19 protein-coding genes are annotated in these 21,817 nt (G+C 48.4%); all 19 read right to left on the minus strand.

All coding sequences use genetic code 11. From position 1 onward, the window contains the following. Positions 1–57: 57 nt before the first annotated feature. The 19 genes from ftsA to HP567_RS21770 all read right to left on the minus strand — a co-directional run bounded on the left by ftsA (position 58) and on the right by HP567_RS21770 (position 21,694). Complete coding sequence (gene ftsA / locus HP567_RS21680) at positions 58–1,314, minus strand: cell division protein FtsA (protein ID WP_173608204.1); 1,257 nt, start codon at positions 1,312–1,314, stop codon at positions 58–60. Positions 1,315–1,456: 142 nt separating this feature from the next. Beyond that, positions 1,457–1,804, minus strand: a complete 348-nt coding sequence (locus tag HP567_RS21685; RefSeq protein ID WP_007717721.1) for a small basic family protein — start codon at positions 1,802–1,804, stop codon at positions 1,457–1,459. Between the two features lie 2 nt (positions 1,805–1,806). Next, positions 1,807–2,553 (minus strand): DUF881 domain-containing protein, encoded by a 747-nt coding sequence (locus tag HP567_RS21690; protein WP_173608205.1) that lies wholly within the window; start codon positions 2,551–2,553, stop codon positions 1,807–1,809. 20 nt (positions 2,554–2,573) lie between these two features. After that, the gene (locus HP567_RS21695; protein WP_173608206.1) at positions 2,574–3,284 is read right to left on the minus strand and encodes a DUF881 domain-containing protein; all 711 of its coding nucleotides are present in this window, start codon (positions 3,282–3,284) and stop codon (positions 2,574–2,576) included. A gap of 22 nt (positions 3,285–3,306) precedes the next feature. After that, complete coding sequence (locus HP567_RS21700) at positions 3,307–4,092, minus strand: cell division protein FtsQ/DivIB (protein ID WP_173608207.1); 786 nt, start codon at positions 4,090–4,092, stop codon at positions 3,307–3,309. Between the two features lie 131 nt (positions 4,093–4,223). Next, complete coding sequence (gene murA, locus HP567_RS21705) at positions 4,224–5,480, minus strand: UDP-N-acetylglucosamine 1-carboxyvinyltransferase (RefSeq protein WP_015892094.1); 1,257 nt, start codon at positions 5,478–5,480, stop codon at positions 4,224–4,226. Positions 5,481–5,495: 15 nt separating this feature from the next. Then, the gene (gene murB, locus HP567_RS21710; protein ID WP_173608208.1) at positions 5,496–6,401 is read right to left on the minus strand and encodes a UDP-N-acetylmuramate dehydrogenase; all 906 of its coding nucleotides are present in this window, start codon (positions 6,399–6,401) and stop codon (positions 5,496–5,498) included. A 102-nt stretch (positions 6,402–6,503) separates the two neighbouring features. Continuing rightward, positions 6,504–7,607: an undecaprenyldiphospho-muramoylpentapeptide beta-N-acetylglucosaminyltransferase gene (murG, locus tag HP567_RS21715; RefSeq protein ID WP_173608209.1), complete on the minus strand. Its 1,104-nt coding sequence runs from the start codon at positions 7,605–7,607 to the stop codon at positions 6,504–6,506. 77 nt (positions 7,608–7,684) lie between these two features. Further along, positions 7,685–8,779 carry a stage V sporulation protein E gene (gene spoVE, locus HP567_RS21720; RefSeq protein ID WP_173608210.1) on the minus strand — a complete coding sequence of 365 codons (1,095 nt, stop codon included), beginning with the start codon at positions 8,777–8,779 and terminating at the stop codon, positions 7,685–7,687. Between the two features lie 66 nt (positions 8,780–8,845). Next, positions 8,846–10,210 carry a UDP-N-acetylmuramoyl-L-alanine--D-glutamate ligase gene (gene murD, locus HP567_RS21725; RefSeq protein ID WP_173608211.1) on the minus strand — a complete coding sequence of 455 codons (1,365 nt, stop codon included), beginning with the start codon at positions 10,208–10,210 and terminating at the stop codon, positions 8,846–8,848. Then, the gene (gene mraY / locus HP567_RS21730) at positions 10,207–11,178 is read right to left on the minus strand and encodes a phospho-N-acetylmuramoyl-pentapeptide-transferase (protein ID WP_007717699.1); all 972 of its coding nucleotides are present in this window, start codon (positions 11,176–11,178) and stop codon (positions 10,207–10,209) included. The genes murD and mraY overlap by 4 nt, the downstream gene beginning before the upstream one ends. Positions 11,179–11,220: 42 nt before the next feature. After that, a complete protein-coding gene (locus tag HP567_RS21735) occupies positions 11,221–12,699 on the minus strand; it encodes a UDP-N-acetylmuramoyl-L-alanyl-D-glutamate--2,6-diaminopimelate ligase (RefSeq protein WP_173608212.1) in 1,479 nt (492 codons plus the stop codon). Positions 12,700–12,851: 152 nt separating this feature from the next. After that, positions 12,852–14,780: a stage V sporulation protein D gene (locus HP567_RS21740; protein WP_173608213.1), complete on the minus strand. Its 1,929-nt coding sequence runs from the start codon at positions 14,778–14,780 to the stop codon at positions 12,852–12,854. Between the two features lie 64 nt (positions 14,781–14,844). Continuing rightward, a complete protein-coding gene (locus HP567_RS21745) occupies positions 14,845–17,316 on the minus strand; it encodes a penicillin-binding protein (protein WP_173608214.1) in 2,472 nt (823 codons plus the stop codon). A gap of 141 nt (positions 17,317–17,457) precedes the next feature. Next, a complete protein-coding gene (gene ftsL2 / locus HP567_RS21750; protein ID WP_173608215.1) occupies positions 17,458–17,871 on the minus strand; it encodes a cell division protein FtsL in 414 nt (137 codons plus the stop codon). 33 nt (positions 17,872–17,904) lie between these two features. Further along, positions 17,905–18,849, minus strand: a complete 945-nt coding sequence (rsmH, locus tag HP567_RS21755; RefSeq protein WP_173608216.1) for a 16S rRNA (cytosine(1402)-N(4))-methyltransferase RsmH — start codon at positions 18,847–18,849, stop codon at positions 17,905–17,907. Between the two features lie 17 nt (positions 18,850–18,866). Continuing rightward, a complete protein-coding gene (gene mraZ / locus HP567_RS21760) occupies positions 18,867–19,298 on the minus strand; it encodes a division/cell wall cluster transcriptional repressor MraZ (RefSeq protein ID WP_007717680.1) in 432 nt (143 codons plus the stop codon). Positions 19,299–19,449: 151 nt separating this feature from the next. Continuing rightward, positions 19,450–20,709, minus strand: coding sequence for an adenosylhomocysteinase (locus HP567_RS21765; protein WP_047068374.1), 1,260 nt, complete (start codon positions 20,707–20,709; stop codon positions 19,450–19,452). A gap of 94 nt (positions 20,710–20,803) precedes the next feature. Then, the gene (locus HP567_RS21770) at positions 20,804–21,694 is read right to left on the minus strand and encodes a LysR family transcriptional regulator (protein WP_173608385.1); all 891 of its coding nucleotides are present in this window, start codon (positions 21,692–21,694) and stop codon (positions 20,804–20,806) included. Between the last annotated feature and the right edge of the window lie 123 nt (positions 21,695–21,817).

The following is a 21,817-nucleotide window of genomic DNA, read 5'->3' on the forward strand; positions in this document are numbered from 1 at the left end:
GGAACGAATCGAAACCCGTCTTCGTCATTGTAGTTAAGCTCGATAAAGCGAACTCCATTAAATAAATTCGCTAAACCAGTTTTTTACTTTTTCCATCAAACCGCCGCCTTCTGCTTTTGGCTTAGACGAAACAGTTTGCTTCTGAGTGCCCTTGAATGAGGGGGTGACGCGAATGCTGCGGCGCTCCATCAACTGCAAGGCATATTGAATCAAACCTACCCCGGTGGTGTAGGCAGGATCTCGCACTCCGATGTAATCAGGAATCGCAATTCGAACAGGTGCGTCCAATTCTTCTTTTGCCAATTCCAACATGCCCGGCATAGCTACGGTACCACCCGTAAGAACATAGCCACCTGCAATTTCGTCGCGATAGCCCAATTTGTATACAGCATCCTCGACTAATTGGAATATTTCCGCAGCGCGCGGCTCGATAATATTGGCCAAATCCACTTGCGTAAATTGTTTTTCGACTTCACTGCCAATCCGGTTCACCTTGAACTTCACATCTTCGGATGCTTCGTCAATAAGGGCACAGCCGTTTTTGGTTTTCACACGATCTGCCACATCTGTATGCGTTCGCAGTCCGAGTGAAATATCGCTCGTAATGTGGTCGCCACCGATGCCGATCACGGTGGTCGCTGCCAGTTTCCCCTGCTCGAATACACCGATCGTGGTAGAACCCGCACCGATGTCGACAAGAACGACACCCATATTTTTGTCATCTTTGGATAGAGCAACAGTGCTAGCCGCAAGCGGTTGCAAGAATATTCCAGCTACACGCAGATTGGTTCGTTGAGCACAGCGAACGATGTTATGTACGACCGTTTTCAACCCGGTCACAATGGTCCCTTCCATTTCCAGTCGGACACCAATCATCCCACGCGGGTCCTTAATACTCCCTTGTCCATCAACGATGTACTCCTTTGGGACTACCTCGATGATTTCACGGTCTGGAGGAATAGCCACGACCTTCGCTGCCTGAATTACGCGTTGAATATCTTCTTCTCGTATCTCACGGTCTTCGCTGGATACAGCGACAACCCCTTGGGTTTCATGCAGATCGATATGGTTTCCAGTGATCCCTACATACACTTCTTCGATTGAAACGCCAACCATGCGCTCTGCATGATCAACCGCTTCCCGGATGGCATGCACGGTTTGGTCGATGTCTACAATCACGCCCTTCTTGATGCCTTCTGAGTGTGATTGTCCGACGCCGATGATGTTGATGGAACCATTGTTGATCTCGCCAATCATGACGCGTACTTTGGATGTTCCAATGTCTAGGCTGACTATGAATTCATTGCTTACCAAACCTGTGACACCTCCCCTGCTACGTCTTTTTTCTTGCTAAAGTGAGAACACCTGCATAAATTATTCCACACAGGACTACCATTCCCTTTTTTTCTTATTGATTTTTTGTAAAAAAATGACCATCTTCCCATTTTTCTTCGCGCTATTCTTGCTGATTGATCCATTTGGATAGAACAATTCTCCTAATGACAGCGAGATTGTTGAACAACCGGACCCCGAAAGCCACGATCGCAGCCAAATACAGATCAATCCCCAAGAACCCTCCAATGAAGGCCAAGCCTGCTGCAAAAAGTGTGTTGAAAAAGAATCCAGACATGAAAATACGAACGTTAAAAGTACGCTCTAAAAACGAACGAATCCCCCCAAAGATCGTATCCAATCCAGCCAAGAGGGCTATTGATAGATAGCTGCTATACTCCTGGGGCACACGCCAATCCAGCAGGAAGCCGACAACAAGACCGACAATCAGTCCGATAAGCGGGAGCCACATGGTTACGAATCTCCTTTTTGTTTCACAGGTTTCATAAATTGAATGACACGTGTTTCGTTATTCGCTGAAATCATCAGCTTGTCCCGTTTTTCTGCCAGCACCTTTTTATTCGCCAGCTGGAAGTTCTCCTCTACACCCTCCAGCTTCAATGCGGACAACAATACTTCAGGCTCCCCCAATGCTTTTATCTCATACGGAGCCCTGATCGTCCTGGTATCGATTTGGATGACGTCTCCCACATTGCGGATTGCAGTGGTAGCAATCAGTCGATGGCCATTAATGGAAACAGCTTGTGCTCCGTTTGCAAACAGGATATTTACCAACCAGCGCAAATCTTCATCGTCAATCGTATAGTCTCCTACAACAGGCACAGGCATATGTTCATCCAAAACTGGTTCTTCAGGCGTAGGGGCATCGACAACATCAATAACAATGCCTTCTCCCTCCATCCCTACCATACCAGCCATCCGGCGAGTCCGTGCCAACTCCTCTTTCATAACGGAGATACTTTCATCTTCACTGAGGGAGGTTTCGTATTGGTAGTACAGCTGATTATACTTTGAAATGTCTGCAAGCAGGTTTTTGTGTTTCTCCAGTTCTTTTTGCAACGTGGTCCGAAGTTCCGCGATGCTGCGAGACTCTTTATGCACAGGATGAAGACTGCTTCGTAATTGCACAGTCAACATCACACCTATGATAGCACTAATGATGGCAAGAATAAATGTGATTTTACGGCTTTTTTGTAACATAGGTAAACGCATCCTTTTATTTAGGAGTGTTTCGTTTTCGCGTCACCAACAAAGGCAGGCAGTTCAACCTTCTCTTTTTTGGCTACGCTTATTTGGACAAAGTCTTGCAAGGAGTGCAAAACACCTCCCGGCAAGTTCAAAGCACTGTCTAGTGTGTCGGGATTCCCTATCGCTGTTACTACGAATGGAGCGGCCGACTTGATGCCGTTTACGATGATCGTAGGTCCAATGCAACGAATTTCGGAATTGCTCACCACACGCTGCCCATTAATGCTGATGGCCTCTGCTCCTGCTGCACGCAGTTCATTGACGACCAGACGTACATCCTGCTCATGCACGATGTAGTTCGCGATGTCTGCGCTGTTCGCTGCATTCTGGCTATCCTGCATCGTTATGACGATACCCGGTCCTTCGACAGCGACTACCCCTGCCAACATCCGCGCTGCATCCAGTTGACTGAGTGTATCAGCAGCCTCCGATTTGCGCTCCGCCATCGCCTCTTCCACTTTTCCCACCTGACGCTGCAAATCGAGCAGTTGACTTTCCAGATGCCGATTTTGCTCCTTCTCAGCCAAAATCCGATCATTCAATTGCGTTTCCTGTTGGAACAGCTGATCATTCATCCGTTCTTTGCGCGTAAGCTTGTTCGTTTCGAAGGAAGTGGCCACTAGAAAGCCGGTAGAAAACGTCACGATGGTTAAATACAAATGAAATTTGCGACGACGACTCATTGTCTACTTTCCCCTTTTTCATTTACTGCTGTGGCTGTTCTTGCCCTTCCTGTATCGGAATAGCCCCTTGAGCCCCGTAAGGAATAAACCACGGCTGCTCAAACAAGGAGAGCACCCCTTTTGTATCTGGCGGCAATTCTTTCACGATTGCCGGGTACCAGTTCATCATCTTGTCCAGCTTGTAGATGACGCTTCTTACTTCATTCCCATCGCGCATGTACAGCGTTACGCGTTGTTTGTCGTAAACCGTTGGCGTCAGTGTAATATCCGAAATCTCCGCGAGTACATCTGGTGATAATTTCGATAACGACTTGGCAAGATGGGGAAGGAGCTCAGGTGAGGCCCAGGAGCTAATCAATGGCCTGTCCACTACACGCTTGGCGAAATTAACCTGTTTGAGCACATAGCCATTGTCCAGTAAGGCATAGCGGCTTCCGTCCTGCCCACTCCAAAAAGCGACGCGCTTTTGTTCGGTGATATGTAGCGTGATCAATCCGGGAAAAGAGCGGCTCACCGTCACATCTTTAATGGCCTCTAATGGTTTCAAGTTATTTCGTACACTGTTCTCCCATACGTTTAGAAACTGCATGTCCTTCACTAAGCCGGATTGAGCAACGATTTGCTCCGTCGTATAAATATCATTGCCAGTCACTCGAATCTCTTGCACCTTACTGTAAGGAGAACGGATAAAAACGATGATGAGAATGGTAAGAAAAAACAATACCAGCAAAAAGACCAGCTTGCGGTTGCCCCTTCTTCTGGGGCGTTGTTGCTTGACTTGCGGAATGCGTTCCTCATATACCGCCATGGCCGTACCCTTCCTCTTGTTTTTTAGGCTCATTGCCCAGAGCAAAGTAAATTACTGGATGTCTTTCGAATAAATGTCATTGAACAAAACAGGGAAAGCGGCATAACATTATGCCGCCCACTCTCCCTCGGTTACATCGATACTCGTGATATATCGGCTCCTAATTGACGCAACTGCTCTTCCAGCCGATCGTATCCACGATCGATATGATGGATCTGGTTCACCGTGGTAATACCTTCTGCAGCAAGCCCTGCGAGGACTAAGGCAGCACCTGCTCGAAGATCAGTAGCTTCGACATTCGTAGCGGTCAATTTGTTGACACCCCGAATAATTGCGGAGCCAAGATCTACGTATATAGAGGCGCCCATTCGCGCCAATTCATTCACATGTTTGAATCTTCCTTCAAAAATGGTCTCTTTGATGACACTCGTTCCCCTTGCCTGTGACAGAAACACCATCAGCTGCGCCTGTAAATCAGTCGGAAACCCAGGATATGGCGAGGTGATGATCCGGTCGTAGGCACGTGGACGGGACGTGCTTTTGATTTCCATTATATCATGGCGGGTCTTGATTTCAACACCGCAGCTACGGGCGACCTCAATCAATGCCATCAATTGCTCAGGCAATGTATTGGTCAATTCGATATGTCCCTGTGAAATACCGACAGCCAACAGATAGGTTCCTGTCACAATCCTGTCCGGTATGATCCGGTAACTGACGGAACGCAAACGAGGTACACCACTGATCTCAATCGTATCGGTGCCTGCCCCTCTGATTCGCGCTCCCATTGCATTCAGGAAATTCTGGAGGTCGATGATTTCCGGTTCTCGTGCTGCATTACAAATTCGGGTTGTGCCTTTTGCCAGCACAGCCGCCATCATGATATTTTCCGTCGCGCCCACACTGGGAAAGGAAAGAAAGATATTGGACCCACGCAATTGTTTGGCCCGAAATGTAATGTAGCCTTCCGATTCTTCGATTTTGGCTCCCAGCGCAGTCAATCCAGCTAAATGCAAGTCAATCCTGCGCTCTCCAATGTCACATCCACCTGGTCTGGAAATCGTGACCTCACCCAGCCGTGCGAGGAGTGGTCCCGCCAAAAAAATCGAAGATCGCATTTGGCTCATTAAATCATCCGGCACCTGCGGGACACAGACAGACGTTGTATCCAGATCGACACATCCGTCCTCATGCTTCGTATTCGCCCCAAGCAATGTCAAGATTTCGAGCATGACTTTAATGTCTTTTAGATGGGGGACGTCATAGATATAGAATTGCCCTTCCGCGAGCACTGCAGCGGCAAGAATGGGAAGAGCAGCGTTCTTAGCACCTTGGATCCGAAGCGAACCGGACAGAGGTCTTCCGCCTTCGATCGCAAAAGTCTCCAAACTTTCACCTCCGTGTTACCCCTCGCCCACCACCAGGACTTCCGGATGCAGGTCTATCCCATTTTTCTCGAGAATGGTGCTCCGAACATGATTAATCAAGGTGAGGACGTCGGCAGCCGTTGCTCCTCCGCAATTCACGATGAAGTTGGAGTGTTTTTCTGAAACCTGAGCTCCTCCGATCTGATAGCCCTTCAGCCCAGCTGCTTCAATCAGGCGACCTGCGTGGTCATTCGGCGGATTTCGGAACACACTGCCAGCACACGGCATCTGCAGCGGCTGCGTATTGCGCCGTCGTTCCTTATTGGCAGCGAGTGTGGCGGCAATCTCCTTGCGGTCGCCCGTCCTCAATTGAAAACGGGCCTCTAGCACGATCCCTTTTTGCTTTTGCAAAAGAGAAGTCCGATAGCTAAAGCTCAGTTCTTCGTTACTCAACACTTTACTTTCGCCGTTTTCGAAAAGGATCTCGGCATCAATAAGAATACGTGAAAGATCAGATCCGTGTGCCCCCGCATTCATATAGACGGCGCCGCCTACCGTACCAGGAATCCCTCCTGCAAACTCCATACCTGTTAATCCCATCTTGCCTGTCTCCACCGCCAGGCGGATCATGGAATATCCGGCACCCACACACACCTCTTCGCCCCTGAACTCACAGTGGCTCAAGCCCTCGGCCACCTTAAGCACGGCTCCACGTATCCCTCTGTCCCTCACCAGAAGGTTTGAACCGCGCCCGATTACACTCCAAGGAATTTCATGACGATGGATGATCTGCAAGGCTTTTTGCAAGGATGCTTTATCCTTGGGTTGGATTAACAAATCAGCAGGACCCCCGATCCGCCACGTTGTATGATTAGCAAGGGGTTCATCGGTCCACACTTTGTCAATTCCTGCTTGCATGAGTTCATCTGCGATTTTTTTCATTTGTGAACCTCCTGATACGTTTGCTAGGTCGGACCTAGTCTTCTCACGTGTTTGCTCCATACTATGCGTTCGCCCAGATCGGCGTGACAATCGCCTATCTGATCATTTTTTTCGTGTAATCGCCTCTAATTGACGGACAATCTCCGTAGCTGCTTGCGGCATCCCCAAGGAAAGAGAACTATTTTTCATCTCTTCCCATTTTGCTGGATTGGCAAGAATATTTTCCAAAGAAAGTAGCAAGTTCTCTCCGGTAAGTTCCCGCTCTACGATAACATGAGCTGCCCCTGCCCGCTCCAATCCCCTTGCATTTTTCTCTTGATGATTGTTCGTGACATACGGGGACGGAATCAAGATCGAAGGCACACCTAGTGCCGTAATTTCTGCCAAGGTAGATGCCCCTGCGCGACCAACCAATACATGGGTCGCTGCCAAAACATCCGGCATATTATGGACGAACGGAAGCACAGAAATGTTACTTGGAAGTGTTCCCAGTTCACGAAGCTGTGCTGAAATTGTTTCATAATGAACGTCGCCCGTCACATATACAAAATGAGAATCGGCATATTTGCCCAACTGCGTAACAACCGAAAGCACCGCCTCATTGATTGCGCGGGCTCCCCTGCTGCCACCAAAGATCAGCACGATTTTTTTGCTATTGTCCACACCCAAAAAGCTACGCCCCGCCTCTGCATTACCATGCATGACTTCCGTTGCACGCGGATTTCCGGTCAGTACCGTTTTAGACGGGGGAAAATGGGCAAGCGATTCTTTGAACGAAACAGCCACCCGTGTAGCTGAGCGAGAAAGAAACTTGTTGGTCAAGCCTGGCACTACGTTTTGCTCATGGATCAGCGTTGGAATCCCCAAGCGAGAAGCTGCATATACGACTGGGCCACACACGTAGCCACCTGTACCAATTACGACATCCGGTTTGAATTCGCGCAGCATTTTCTTGGCATCACCAACAGCCCGGACGAATTTCCACAAGGTCTTCAGGTTGTCCAACGAAAGCTTGCGTTTCAATCCGCTAATTTCTACGGATTGGAAAGGAATATTTGATCTCGGAACCAAACCTGCTTCCAAGCCTTTTTTACTGCCAATATACAAAAAGGCAGCCTGCGGATTTTGGCGGGAAACTTCCCTCGCCACCGCAAGCGCCGGATAAATATGTCCACCTGTGCCACCGCCTGTTAAGACGACACGCATACGTTCACACCCTTTTTTAGAAGGAGTAGCAATGAGCTGATGTACATTCCTATTGCGTACTCCTGTTGAGGTTTCTGTTATCGAGAAAAACGAGAGATGTTCAACAAGACACCTACACCTGTGAGCATCAGTGTCAATGATGAACCGCCGTAGCTTAAGAATGGCAACGTGATTCCTGTCACCGGAAACATCCCTGTTACAACACCAATATTGATGACAACCTGGATGGCAATCATTCCAATGATTCCTAGCGCAAGCAGGCTTCCGAACAAATCCGGAGCCGTAATCGCCGTCCGCATTCCCCTCCACAACAAGAGGAGGAAAAGCAGGAGAATGAGCGTGCCTCCGATAAAGCCCAGCTCCTCCGCGACAATCGAGAAAATAAAATCATTGTAAGGCTCCGGCAAGTACAGATGCTTCTGTCTGCTTTGTCCAAGACCAAGACCCAACAAACCACCGGGACCTATTGCGTAAAGGGATTGGATGATTTGATAGCCGGTATTGAGCGGGTCAGACCACGGATCGAGGAAGGACGTAATCCTTTTGATTCGATAAGGAGCTGACAAAACCAATCCGATGAAGCCAACCACTCCGATCATTCCCAATCCGACAAAATGACTGACCCGCGCACCTGACGCAAAAATCATGACAACCGCTGTTCCCATCAAAACCGTCCCGGTGCCCAAGTCCGGTTGCAACATGATCAATCCAAAGCACAGAACCGGGATTCCCAAGGCAGGCATAAGACCTTTGCGGAACAAGACAATTTGCTTCTGATTATCTGAGAGCCACTTCGCGAGAAATGCAACAACGCCCAGTTTTGCAAATTCTCCTGGTTGAATTCCAAAAGCGCCAAATCCAAGCCAGCTTTTCGAGCCATTTACCTCGATCCCGATGATCAAAACAAGAATCAACAGACCGATGCTCGCCAAATATCCTGCCTTGGCCCATTGCTTCCACACCCAGTAATCAATATTCATCGTAATGTACATGGATGTAATCCCTAACAGAGCGAAGATCAGTTGCCGCTTGGCAAAGAAATACGGATCGGAAAACGGCGGCTTTTGCGCCACGATCGCGCTGGCGCTGTACACCATCACGATGCCAATTCCCAATAAAAAAAGTGTTGCAAAAATAATTACGAAGTCGGGGGCAGAGCGTACCTTGCTCATTGTGCCAGGTCATCCTTTCTCATGCCGTCCCGCTTTTGTCATATTCGTGATGGTACCAGTGGGACGTTATGCTAGGCTTGTTTTAAGTCTATGCACGCCGTCCTTAAACATGCTCCCCCTTGTCTCAAACGAAGGAAACATGTCCCAACTCGCACAAGCTGGGCTCAGTAAGACCACATCACCTGATTCAGCTAACCGGGAAGCAGCAAGAACGGCTTTTTCCACAGTATCGACATGGATACGCTCATTAATCCCTGCTTCCTGAGCACGTTCCAGTAAAATCGGAGCCGTTTGCCCGAGCGCGATGACTGCTTTTACCCGGCCTTGGATCACAGGCAGCAGTTCCCGAAAATCAACGCCACGATCGAGCCCACCGCAAATCCATACGACCGGCTCCTTGCATGCTTGCAAGGCGCGTGATGCCGCTTCCGGGTTGGTCGCTTTTGAATCGTTGAAGTATTTGACACCGCGAATCGAATCTACGAACTCCATCCGGTGCTCTACCCCTGGGAAGGTAGTAAGAACTTGTATAATCGATTGCTTGTCCGCGCCTGCGAGCTTCGCAACAAGAATCGCTGCCAGTGCGTTGTCCAGATGAGGAACGGTAATATCCGCTATTGCAATAATTGGCTCTGTATTCCCATTCCCATCCGCAAACAGGATCAAACCATCCTTGACAAAAGCACCCTTTGGTACCTCTTGACTCTTGCTAAAGTAGTAGATGGCTGCAGGGAGGTCTTTGCATTTTTCTACAATCTCTGGTTGGTCATATGGCAAAATAGCTGCGTCATCTGCCGTTTGGTTGGCAAACATTTTCAGTTTGGCTGCCGAATACTCTTCCATGGTGTGATGGTAATCCAGATGAGCAGGATACAGATTGAGTAAAACACCGATATGTGGGCGAAATTCCCTTGTCCCCATCAGTTGGAAGCTACTCAATTCGGCAACGAGCCATTCGTCGGGACCAGCTTCCTCTGCCAGACCGCACAACACGGTACCGATGTTGCCTCCTACCTTTGCATCCAGACCCGCTTCTTTGAAAATCAGTCCGACGAGCGTCGTAGTCGTCGTCTTGCCATTGGAGCCTGTTATGCCGATAATCGGTGCCTTGGCAATCTGGGAGGCTAGCTCCACCTCCGTCACAACAGGAATGCCTAGTGACTGAGCCTGTTTGACGGGTGCTGCTTCATACGGAATCCCCGGGTTTTTGACCACTAGGGATACGCCTTCATGAATCAGATCATCAGGGTGATAACCGCAAATGACCGGGATTCCCAACGCTTCCAGCTCTTCTATCCCCACCGCTTCTTCACGTGGCTTTTTATCATTTACGACGACATGAGCACCAAAGCGGTGTAGCAGTTTAGCCACTGCGACACCGCTCTTTGCCATACCAATAACGACGACATGCTTATTATGAAAACGCATCATCTGATTGTCACCACCTCAAGGTATACACCCAATCCAGCAAAGAACATACCGACGAGCCAGAACGTGACAACCACGCGCCACTCTGACCAGCCTGTTAATTCAAAATGATGATGCAGGGGACTCATTCGGAAAATACGCTTTCCACGTGTCTTAAAGGAGACTACCTGCATAATGACAGAGAGCGTCTCAACAACGAATACCCCACCAATAATAGCCAAGAGCAATTCCGTCTTGGTCATGATTGCAATTCCCGCTAGAGCTCCACCAAGTCCAAGTGAACCGGTATCACCCATGAACACGCGTGCCGGATGTGCATTGAAGACGAGGAAGCCAAGTAGCGCACCTACAACAGCCGCACTAAAAATAGCAGTGTCATAATCTTGGCCAAACCATGCGATGATCGCATAAGCACCAAAAGCAATGGCTCCCGTCCCTGCCAACAGTCCATCTACCCCATCTGTGATGTTAACAGCATTCGTTGTACCTACCAAGAGGAACAACAGGAACGGGAAGTAGAAATAGCCAAGCTCCAGCTTCCACGGTGTACCTGGCAGATGAATGGACGTGTCATGCCCCATCATGAGCAGCAAAATATAAGCGCCGATTGCCAAGACAATCTGACCAGCAAACTTCTGTTTGGCGGTCAACCCGAGGTTGCGTTTTTTCTTGATTTTGATGAAATCATCCAGAAACCCGATTAAACCGTATCCGAGAGTCACCAATAACAGGAAGTAAATTTCCATTTTCGCATTGGCAAACTTCAACACGGTAAATATGAGTGCCAAAAGAATGATGGTGCCTCCCATAGTGGGAGTTCCAGCCTTCTTATAATGGGATTGCGGTCCTTCCTCACGAATTGCCTGCCCAAATTTCAGGCGGCGAAGGAAGGGAATAAACAATGGGCCAATGAGTACGGCGATGAGAAACGCAGCGACGATCGTGACGATTAGGACGTTGTCAACGAACATGCCCGAGCCTCCTTTCTTTCGATGCAGTGTGTGGCATCTGTTTTATTCTTGGTTGTACCGGGCAATCGCTTCGCGCGCTACTTCACGGTCATCGAAGGGCAACACCTGGTCTTTAATAATTTGATATGTTTCGTGTCCTTTTCCGGCGATCAAGATCACATCGTCCGGCTTTGCAAGCGAAACTGCATGGGCAATGGCTTCGCGTCGGTCTGTTAGTGCCGTATAACGATCAGGTGCCACTTCCGACAAGCCTGCCAGCATGTCATCGAGAATCGCCTGCGGCTCCTCCGAGCGTGGATTATCTGATGTTAAGACGGTCAGATCAGCATATTTCGTTGCAATTTGCGCCATGATTGGGCGTTTGGATCGATCCCTGTCGCCTCCGCAGCCAACAATGCAAAATACGTTGCCACGGGCAAATTCCTTGACAGTCATCAATGCATTTTCCAAGCTGTCTGGCGTGTGTGAGTAGTCGACGAGCACCGCAAACGGCTGACCAACATCTACTGCTTCAAATCGCCCATTTACCCCTGCTACCGCTTCCAGGCTCGCTTTAATCTCTTCTAGTGGAATACCTTCTGCGAGTGTAACCGCGATGGCTGCCAAAGCGTTATACACATTGAACTTTCCCATCAGCTTCAAGTTCATACGCGCACTGCCAGCAAAGCTTTCGACTGTAAAAGAAGTTCCTTTACTGGTGATTTCGATTTGTTTTGCCCTTACATCTGCAGGTTGATCAATGCCGTATGTAATGACTCGCGCCGGTGTAACGGTAGCATATAATTCGGACGCCTCATCATCCGCATTCAGTACAGCGGTCTTTAGACGGTCTGTGTCATAGCTGTTGCCGAGCTGGGAAAACAACAATGATTTGGCGTAGCGATAGTTTTCCATTGTTTTATGGTAGTCGAGGTGATCCTGGGTCAGGTTGGTGAAAACCGCTGTATGGATTTCGCAACCGCGGACTCTTCCCAGCTCCAGTGCATGAGAGGACACCTCAATAATCGCATAGTCTGTGTTTACATCGCACATGCGGCGAAAGCTTCTTTGCAAATCTATGGCATCTGGAGTCGTATTTTTGACTTCCTCCGTTACGTCTCCAATTCTCATATGGATCGTTCCGATTAAGCCTGTTTGCTTGCTTTGATCGCGCAAAATTTTGTCGATCAGATGCGTAGTGGTCGTCTTGCCATTTGTCCCCGTTACGCCAATGACTTTTACTTCTTTCGTAGGAGATCCGAAAATACGATCAGCCAGCATAGCCATTGCCCGCCGGGTATCCGGTACTTTGACAATAGTCGCTGGCACGTCCAGATCTTGTTCGGATAACACGGCGACGGCACCATTCTTCACCGCCTGGGCCGCGAACGTATGTCCATCCACGGTATATCCAGTCAGACAGACAAACAAGTAGCCGGGCTTTACCTGGCGCGAGTCTGCTGTCAAACCCGTAATCTCCATGCTGTCATCCCCCGAAACCGTTACTGGCAACAAAGGCATGAGCAGATCCCGTAGAAACATGAAACAGGCACCCCATTCTCCAACTAGTATAGACAGAAATTTGAACATTTGTACTAGGCTACGCCGATCATTTAGGCGCAGTCTTGACGAACAAAGGCAGAGCGAACGTAGACAAGCCTACTCCCCTCCGCCTTCGAAATCTCATTTTATAGCTAATTGGTCGATTTGTCACCAAGGTATATGCGAATTTTTCCGCCCTCATCAATTTTTACTCCGGGTGCAGGGGACTGCTGAATGACATACTGACCTTTCCCTGAAACGACTAGCGGCAGAGTATCATACGTTGTCACTACGTCTCTCATGGATTGTCCGACCATGTTTGGCACTTCGATTGGCGCCCTTTCTCCAAGTGCTTTGTTAATTTCCTTGGGGATGCCATCTTTTCGTTTCGGTACATTCAAATGCTGAAGGGAGGATTCCATGATGCTTTTTACACTCGGAGCGGCAATCAATCCCCCAAACGCCAGTGCTTTCGGATTGTCTACGGCGAAATATACGACGAGCTGTGGATCATCAGCCGGCGCAAAGCCGATAAACGACACGATGTATTCTCCATCGACGTAACGGCCATTTTTTACTTTTTGCGCTGTCCCCGTCTTTCCTCCTACCCGATACCCTTCAATAAATGCCTTGTTACCCGTTCCTTGCGCGACCACACTTTCCAGTGCATGCCGAACTTTGGCGGAGGTCTCCTCTGTAATCACCTGTCGCACTTCTGTCGGCAAAGTCCTCGCTACGACATCGTGTGTCACACTATCCCGCCATTCCTTGGCGACAAACGGTTTCATAAGTTTGCCCCCATTGATGGCAGCTGAGACCGCAGCCATTTGTTGAATTGGCGTTACCGATACCCCTTGACCGAAAGAAGTCGTCCCCAGCTCTACGGGTCCTACTTTATTCAAATTGAATAACAGCCCGTTTTCTTCGCCAATCAAATCGATCCCTGTCTTTTGTCCGAAGCCAAATTTTTTGATGTAGTCAAATAGTCGTTCTTTTTGCAGTCGCTGGCCCATCGTCACGAAGCCAGGGTTACAAGAATTCTCTACCACTTCCAGCATCGTTTCCTGTCCATGCCCCTGGCGTTTCCAGCAACGCAATCGCTTCCCTGCCACATTTATGAATCCCGGATCGTAAAAGCCCTCGTTCAGATTGATGACCCCTTCGTTTAAAGCAGCTGCCAGTGTCACAATCTTGAATGTGGAACCGGGCTCGTATGTTTTCCAGATAGGGAGATTTCTATTGTACACCTCGGAAGGATAGTCCCTGTACGCATCCGGTTGAAAAGTCGGGCGACTTCCCATCCCCAATATTTCCCCTGTCTTTGGATTCATGGCGATCGCCAGAACATCATCGGGCTGATAAGCGACCACCGCTTGATCCAGCTCGCGTTCGATAAACGATTGGATGGTACTGTCGAGGGTTAAATACATGTCCATCCCATTCACGGGTGCTACGTAGTCTTCAGTTCCACCTGGCAGTACGCGCCCTTTGGCATCTGAAGGAAATGAGATATGTCCCTCGGTCCCCATCAAGAAAGGATCATAAATTTTTTCTAGCCCTGTCAGCCCTTGATTGTCAATGCCTGTGAAACCAAGAATATGGGCTGCCATATTTCCGTTCGGGTAAAAACGCTTCGTATCCCCTGCCAAGTATATCCCTGGCAGATTCAGTTCTTGTATTTTTCTCGCCTTTTCAACTGACAGTTTTCTTCCACCAGGAATCTGGTTGTTGCTCATTTCTTTTTTCGTAATGGCACGAAATACATCTTCTTCTTTTTGCTCCAAAATGACGGCGAGCTGTCTCGCTGTTTCTTTAGGGTCTTTGATTTGTGCCCCTACCGATACCAGTGTGGGGACGGTCATATTCGTCACGAGCTCATTGCCGCTTCTGTCCAGAATGCGACCGCGATTGGGTTGAAATTTAATTTCCCGCTTGAGCAGTTCATCTGACATTTGCGAGAGTTTCGGTCCTTCTATCAATTGAACATAACCCAATCGGGTGACAAGCGCTGAATACAAAACAACGCCTACAATCAAGATGATAAAAATACGACGGCGTACAGTAGCATTGGATACCCGCAAAGCGAGTCCCCCCTCAAATAGGTTGTCTCTTCTTAACCTTATTCGCAGGGGGGACTAGTTAGAACTATGGAGTTGTCGGCGTTTGCGTCGATTGGTCTTCTGGTTTGTCAGGAGGAGGTGCCTGTCCAGATGCTGGCGGCTGTGCTGCCCCACCTTGCCCAGTTTGCTGACCGGAAGATGGTGGAGCCGGATTGTTTCCTCCTGTTGAATTTGTAGCAGGATTCGACCCCGAATTGTTTGGTGTGGTTGTAACAGGCACTGTGCTGCCCTCCTGACCAGGAGGAGGGGGTGTCGGTACAGGTGGTTCCGACACGGATTGCAGCGTCACCTGTAGCAGCTCTGTACCCTGGAGAACCGTTCCCGGAGGAATGCTTTGTTGGGTGACGAAGCCGGTTCCAGTTGATTTCATTTCGAGATTGATCAAAGAGCTGAACTCCATGACATCCCGCAATGATTTTCCTTTGAAGTCAGGCATCTTCGTTCCTTTTACCCTGTCCGTTACAAGGATGATCTGTTCACCAGGAACGACCTGATCATAGGCTTCCGGATATTGTTTGACGATTTTCGTACCTGTTCCGGCTACCGTGACGGTCAAATTGTCCTGCTTCGCCCGCAATTGTGCGGCTGTAGTGGACATCCCTTCAAACTTAGGCAATGTCTTCGGTGCAGCAGGTGAGGATGCCAGCGTTGCCTGCGCTTCTTTTTTCGGCGTTGCCTTTTCTTTCTGTTTATTCTTTACTAAGGACAGATCAGGCTGCTGCTGCAAATATTGCAGGCTGCGTTCCATAATGGATGTAAACATCGGAGCGAGCATCATTTGTCCCCACAATGCATACCATGCATCTGTTTGCGGATCGTCAATAACGACGTAGACTAACAGCTTCGGATTGTCTTTTGGCGCGAAACCGATGAAGGAAGCAACGTAACGGCCATCCAAAATTTTCCCTGTATTAGGATTATATTTTTGCGCAGTTCCTGTCTTTCCTGCTACTTGATACCCTTCGATTTGATATAGTGTACCAGTCCCGGGCTTCTCTGAGACAACCTTACCCAAAATGTCGCGTGTCTGTTTTGCAGTCGCTTCACTTACAACCCTGTCCACAACCTCACGTTGCGTGCGATTGACGACTGCTCCCGTGTGAGGATCGCGCATTTCTTTTACAATATGAGGTTTTAGAAGCTCTCCTCCATTCGCGATTGCCCCTACAGCAGCAACCTGTTGGATCGCCGTAACCGTCGCTGCTTGACCATACGTTGTTGCAGCCCAGTCGCGTGGTGACCGAGGTTTTTCCAAGTTGATCAAGTTTCCTTCTTTTTCGTAAGGAAGCTCTATTCCGGTTTTTTGACCCATCCCGAATTTTTTGAAGTATTTCTTCAGACCCTCCAGCTTCAACCGTTCATAACCCAACTTAGCGAACAACACGTTACTGGATCGCTGAACCCCTTCTAAAAAGCTGATGGTTCCCCAACCGGCACCATTGTTGTGGTCACGGATCGGAATCTGCCCCTTGATGGTGTAAGCGCCTGATTGATAGGTTTCATTCTGATTAAACATTTTTTCTTCGATTGCTGCCGCCAGCGTAATAATCTTAAACGTAGAGCCCGGCTCAAACATCGTGGTGACTGCATGGTTGTTGTAGTTCTCAATCCCGTTGTAGTACGTATTCGGATTAAACTGCGAGCGGTTGCCCATCGCCAATACCTCGCCCGTTTGCGGGTCGGCTACAACGACCGTCATGCCCTGCGGCTTGTACTGCTGTTCCACCTTGTCAAGGGCTTGTTCTACATAATCCTGTATCTGGCGATCAATGGTGAGATATACATCTAAGCCGTCTATTGCCGGAATGTAATCTCCTTCTCCGTCTGGCAGTTGATAGCCTGCACGATCCTTTTGGTAGGCAATATGTCCCTTTTTGCCAGCCAATTGTTCGTTCAATTGCAGTTCGATCCCCATTTTCGGTTCATCATACAAATCAAGATAACCGATAACGTGGGAAGCGAAGGCGTTATTCGGATAAACCCGGCGAGTCGTTTCAGTCAAATAGATTCCTGGGAGCTGATTCTTTTTGACCTTCTCACCACTTGGCAGTGTCGGATATTGCAAACTTAGAATGCGGTTCCTTTGCTCTTCACTGATCTTTTTCCCGTAGCGTCCCAATTCCACCACTTTGTTCGGCTTGGTCAAATTCTTCACCAATTCTTGAACAGGCGCATTCAAAATAGGAGCCAGCATATTCGCTGTGTAGTAGGGGTCTTTCACCACATCTTCGTCTCTCGCATCAAGTGGCTTCAGCCTTGCATTTACTGTGTATGCCTTACCATCATATGCCAAGATCTCTCCGTTTCGATCATAGATTGCTCCACGCTTCGGCTTCAAAACACTCTCTCTGTCCCACTGCTTTTGAGCCGTTTCCATAATTCTGGCAGCCTCTGCCGTTTGGATCCAATAAATCCGAAAGCTCAACGTCGAAAAGGTCAAGATCAGGCATAAAGCTACCACGAGAATTCGCCAATTTACTTTTCTCTTCCATTCCATCTCCATTCAACTCCGTCACATCAAAGATCGTCCGCCTCCCAAGTAAGGCTGATGGGGGAGACGAACGCAACCTAGCCGAGTCAGGAGCAGACTCTGGCCCAGCTAAGAAAAAATGTTACCGCACATAAGGAGCAGTAACATTTAAGGTTTTTTGTGTTGTGTTTGTGGCAGAGAACTCGCCTGTACTTCTGGTTTGCCGATCGTATGTACAGCTGCCGGATTGTATACCATCCCCTGCTTCTCTGCTTCTTTTTGCAGGCGATCCCGGTTGGTCATTTGTTCAATTTGCAATTTCAGCGTTGCATTTTTTTCTGCCGTTACACGGTTTTCATGTTTGGTGCTCTGGATATCGTAATTCAACTGGGAAATTTGCGAGTAGCGGACACCCACTAGACCCATGCCGACGACGGTTAACGAGATAAATAAGAGATACAGCAATTTTTCTCCGGTCGGAATCGTTGGCTTGATTCGAACCGTGCGTTTTGTTGTTTTCGTTACAGAGCGGGATTTTTGTTCCAACTCCATAGCTAAATTTCCTCGGTAGTAATAACTCATCGCTTCTCCCTCCCCTTTCTCGTCGATCCCGGTCTACAGCTTCTCCGCTACCCGTAGTTTAGCTGATCGTGCACGATTGTTTGCTTCCAATTCAACTTCTGATGGCAAAATCGGCTTCTTTGTAATGACTTTTACTACCGCTTTATTTCCGCATGTACAAATCGGAAAAGCTGGCGGGCACGTGCACCCTTTGGAAAAGTCTTGATAAATTTGCTTGCAGATTCTGTCCTCTAAAGAATGAAACGTGATGACACTGACCCGACCTTCTGGATTCAAAACCTCAATTGCATCGACGACGGCTTCTTTGAATGCATCCAGTTCATCATTGACTGCGATCCGAATTGCCTGAAAGGTACGCTTCGCCGGATGGGGTCCGGTACGGCGCGCAGCGGCAGGAATTCCTTCCTTGATCAACTCAACGAGTTCCCCTGTTGTTTGGATCGGCTGCTTCTTCCGTTGTTGAACGATTTGCCGGGCAATTCTCCGGGAAAATTTCTCTTCTCCATACAGCCAAATGATCTTGGCAATCTCTTCTTCGTCCCACTCATTAATAATGTCATAGGCGGACAATGGCGCTTGCTGGTCCATTCTCATATCCAAGGGTGCATCGGCATTGTAACTGAAGCCGCGCTCTCCCTCATCCAATTGCGGAGAGGATACCCCGAGGTCAAATAACACCCCGTCTACACCCTCCAAGCCTAAATCTTTCACAATGTCTTTGATATGGCGGAAGTTGCTCTTTACCAGCGTGACTCTGTCCATATAGGTAGCGAGTCTTTCGCGGGCATTATCCAGTGCCCAGTCGTCCTGATCGATGGCAATAAGTCGACCGCCCTCCGTCAACTTCGAAGCAATCAAACTGCTGTGCCCAGCTCCGCCGAGTGTACAGTCTACATAAATGCCTCCAGGACGAATGTTTAGCCCTTCGACAGCCTCATCCATCAAAACGGTTACGTGATGAAACGACAATGTCGTCACTCCTGTTCTTCTCGCTGCTACAAATTAAAATCAACCAGTTTTTCGGCAATTTCTCCAAAAGAGCCTTCTGACTGGGCAAAATAATCTTCCCAGCGTTCCTTGCTCCATACCTCTACACGGTTTGACACCCCGATGATCACACATTCTTTTTGCATGCCTGCATGCTCACGTAAATTGGGTGGTATGTTTACCCTTCCCTGCTTGTCCCACTCGCATTCGGTGGCACCTGAAAAGAAAAATCGTGTAAATGCGCGAGCATCTGCTTTTGTAAAGGGGAGAGACTTGAGTCTTTCCTCTAGTTGTTTCCACTCATCTTGCGGATAAGCAAACAAACATTGGTCCAGCCCGCGGGTAATAACAAAGGAAGTGCCTAGCCCTTCACGGAATTTGGCTGGGATCGTCAGGCGGCCTTTTTCGTCGATGCTGTGCTGATATTCCCCCATGAACACGCCCTGGTCCCCCACTTTCCTGTCGGTTGGCTCCACTTTCCCCCACTTTTCCCCACCTAGTACCTATTTGTTATTATAAAAAAAAATCCTGCGTTTGTAAGCAGGATTTTTTCGCATATTTTTTTGCCGGGAAAAGACGGGATTCGAGGAACTATTCGACCCAGCTTTCCAGGTAGGATTTTTGCTCATCTGTCAATTTGTCGATTCCGATGTTCAGAGCTTCCAACTTGTACTGAGCAACCATTTGATCCAACTCGAATGGTACGTTCAGCACTTTTTTGCCAATGTTTTTGTACTGTTCATTGACATAAGCCAAGGATACCGCTTGCAGAGCAAAGGTCATATCCATGATTTCAGCCGGATGTCCGTCGCCAGCAGCCAAGTTCACGAGGCGGCCTTCTGCGAGCAGATACACTTTTCGACCATCAGCCAGGACAAATTCTTCAATATCTTTACGCACAATACGGGAAGAAGTCGACATTGCATTCAGATCGACCTTGTTTACTTCGACATCGAAGTGACCCGCGTTGGACAAGATTGCGCCATCTTTCATCACAGCAAAATGCTCTTTGCTGATGATATCGCGGTTACCTGTCACTGTTACGAAGTAGTCACCATGCTTCGCAGCTTCGAGCATTGGCATTACTTCAAATCCATCCATGTAAGCTTCTACCGCTTTGATTGGGTCGATTTCGGTTACGATGACTTTTGCGCCCAAACCTTTTGCACGCATCGCTACACCTTTACCGCACCAGCCGTAGCCAGCTACCACAACCGTTTTACCAGCTACTACAAGGTTTGTAGTACGGTTGATACCATCCCATACGGATTGACCCGTGCCATAGCGGTTGTCGAACAAGTATTTGCAGAATGCATCGTTTACAGCAACCATCGGGAACTCCAGCTTGCCTTCTTTCTCCAACGCTTTCAGACGCAGAATACCTGTTGTTGTTTCTTCTGCACCACCGCGTACTTGAGACAACAGATCACGGCGCTCGCTGTGCAAAATAGTGATCAGGTCGCCACCGTCGTCAATGATCAGGTCAGGGCGAGTTTCCAGTGTTTTGATAAGATGCTCTTTGTATTCTGCAGGATCTGGATTGTATTTCGCAAATACGCGGATACCGTCTTCCACCAATGCTGCGCAGATGTCATCTTGCGTGGACAGCGGGTTGGAACCGGTAATGGTTACTTCAGCGCCACCAGCTTGAACTACTTTTGCCAGATAAGCCGTTTTCGCTTCCAAGTGCAAGGAGATCGCAACTTTCAGGCCTGCAAATGGCTGCTCTTTTTCAAAGCGCTCACGAATGCGGTTTAGGACAGGCATGTGTTCTTTTACCCAATCAATTTTCAGATGGCCGTTGTGCGCCAACGACATATCTTTTACGATGCTTTCAGACACTGTGTTCATGTATGGATGGACCTCCTTTTATCTCATAAAGCAACCTTCTCTATCATATCATACGCAAGTTCAACCATCACCTGTTTTTCCTATTATCGGCAGTTTACGGCTCTGCGGTTTCTACCGTAAGCAACTCCAAAAAGCGCAGCAAAGCCTGTGGCATCCATTTCTTTTTATGGTAAACCAACTGCCGGAATACACGGATATCCGGATGGGAAAAGGGGAGTATAACGAGTGTACCATTTTTCACTTCTTCTTGTACGACAATTTTCGGAAGCAACGCAATTCCTAAATCATAGGCAACACATTGTTTTATCGCTTCCAGACTGCCAAATTCAAAAGAAGATTCCACCGTTGCTCCTGCTTCACGCAACACCGCTTCCATCATCCCTCGGTAGCTGCATCCCTTTTCTGTAAAAATCCAGGTTTCCCCGGTAAAATCGTGGGTTTCTACCTTCTCTTTTTTCACCAGCGGATGGGTAGGGGCAGTAACAACGACTAGTTTTTCCTCACCTAAAACGACATTTGTCAGTTCAGATTGATCTTGGAGCCAATCGAGCACAAAGGCGAAATCGAACTTCCCTTCCTTTACCCCTTGCCTCAAATCTTGGCAAATGCCCGGTGCTAGCATGATCCGCATACGCGGCTGCTCCAAGCGAAATTTTTGCAAATAAGGGGGTAAATAAAAGGCCGCCAATGACTCCACTGTTCCGATACTCAACGTTCCCGCCAGTTGCGCTTGCTCGGACAGATTCGCTTTTGCCTCATCTAATACGGCTTGCAGCTGTTCGCTGTAGCCGAGAAGCACTTCGCCTGCATGGGTAAGCCTGATTTTTTTGCCCCAACGCTCGAATAGGCTGACACCGAACTCCGATTCCAGGTTTTGAATTTGGGTCGTAACACTCGACTGCGCGTAGCCCAAAATTTCTGCTGCACGAGTAAAGCTTTGGCATTTTGCTACTTCACGGAAGGTTTGCAAATAACGAGTATCCAGATTTCCCCCTCATTTCATCGAAAAAATCGATTTGAATCATCTAATATTATAGATAACTCCGATTATTAAGTCTATGCTACACTTCAGTTACCAACGACAAGGTAAGTAAAAAAGTGAGGGATC

Origin of the sequence: Brevibacillus sp. M2.1A (assembly GCF_013284355.2) — a bacterium.
In the GTDB taxonomy this organism is placed as follows: domain Bacteria; phylum Bacillota; class Bacilli; order Brevibacillales; family Brevibacillaceae; genus Brevibacillus.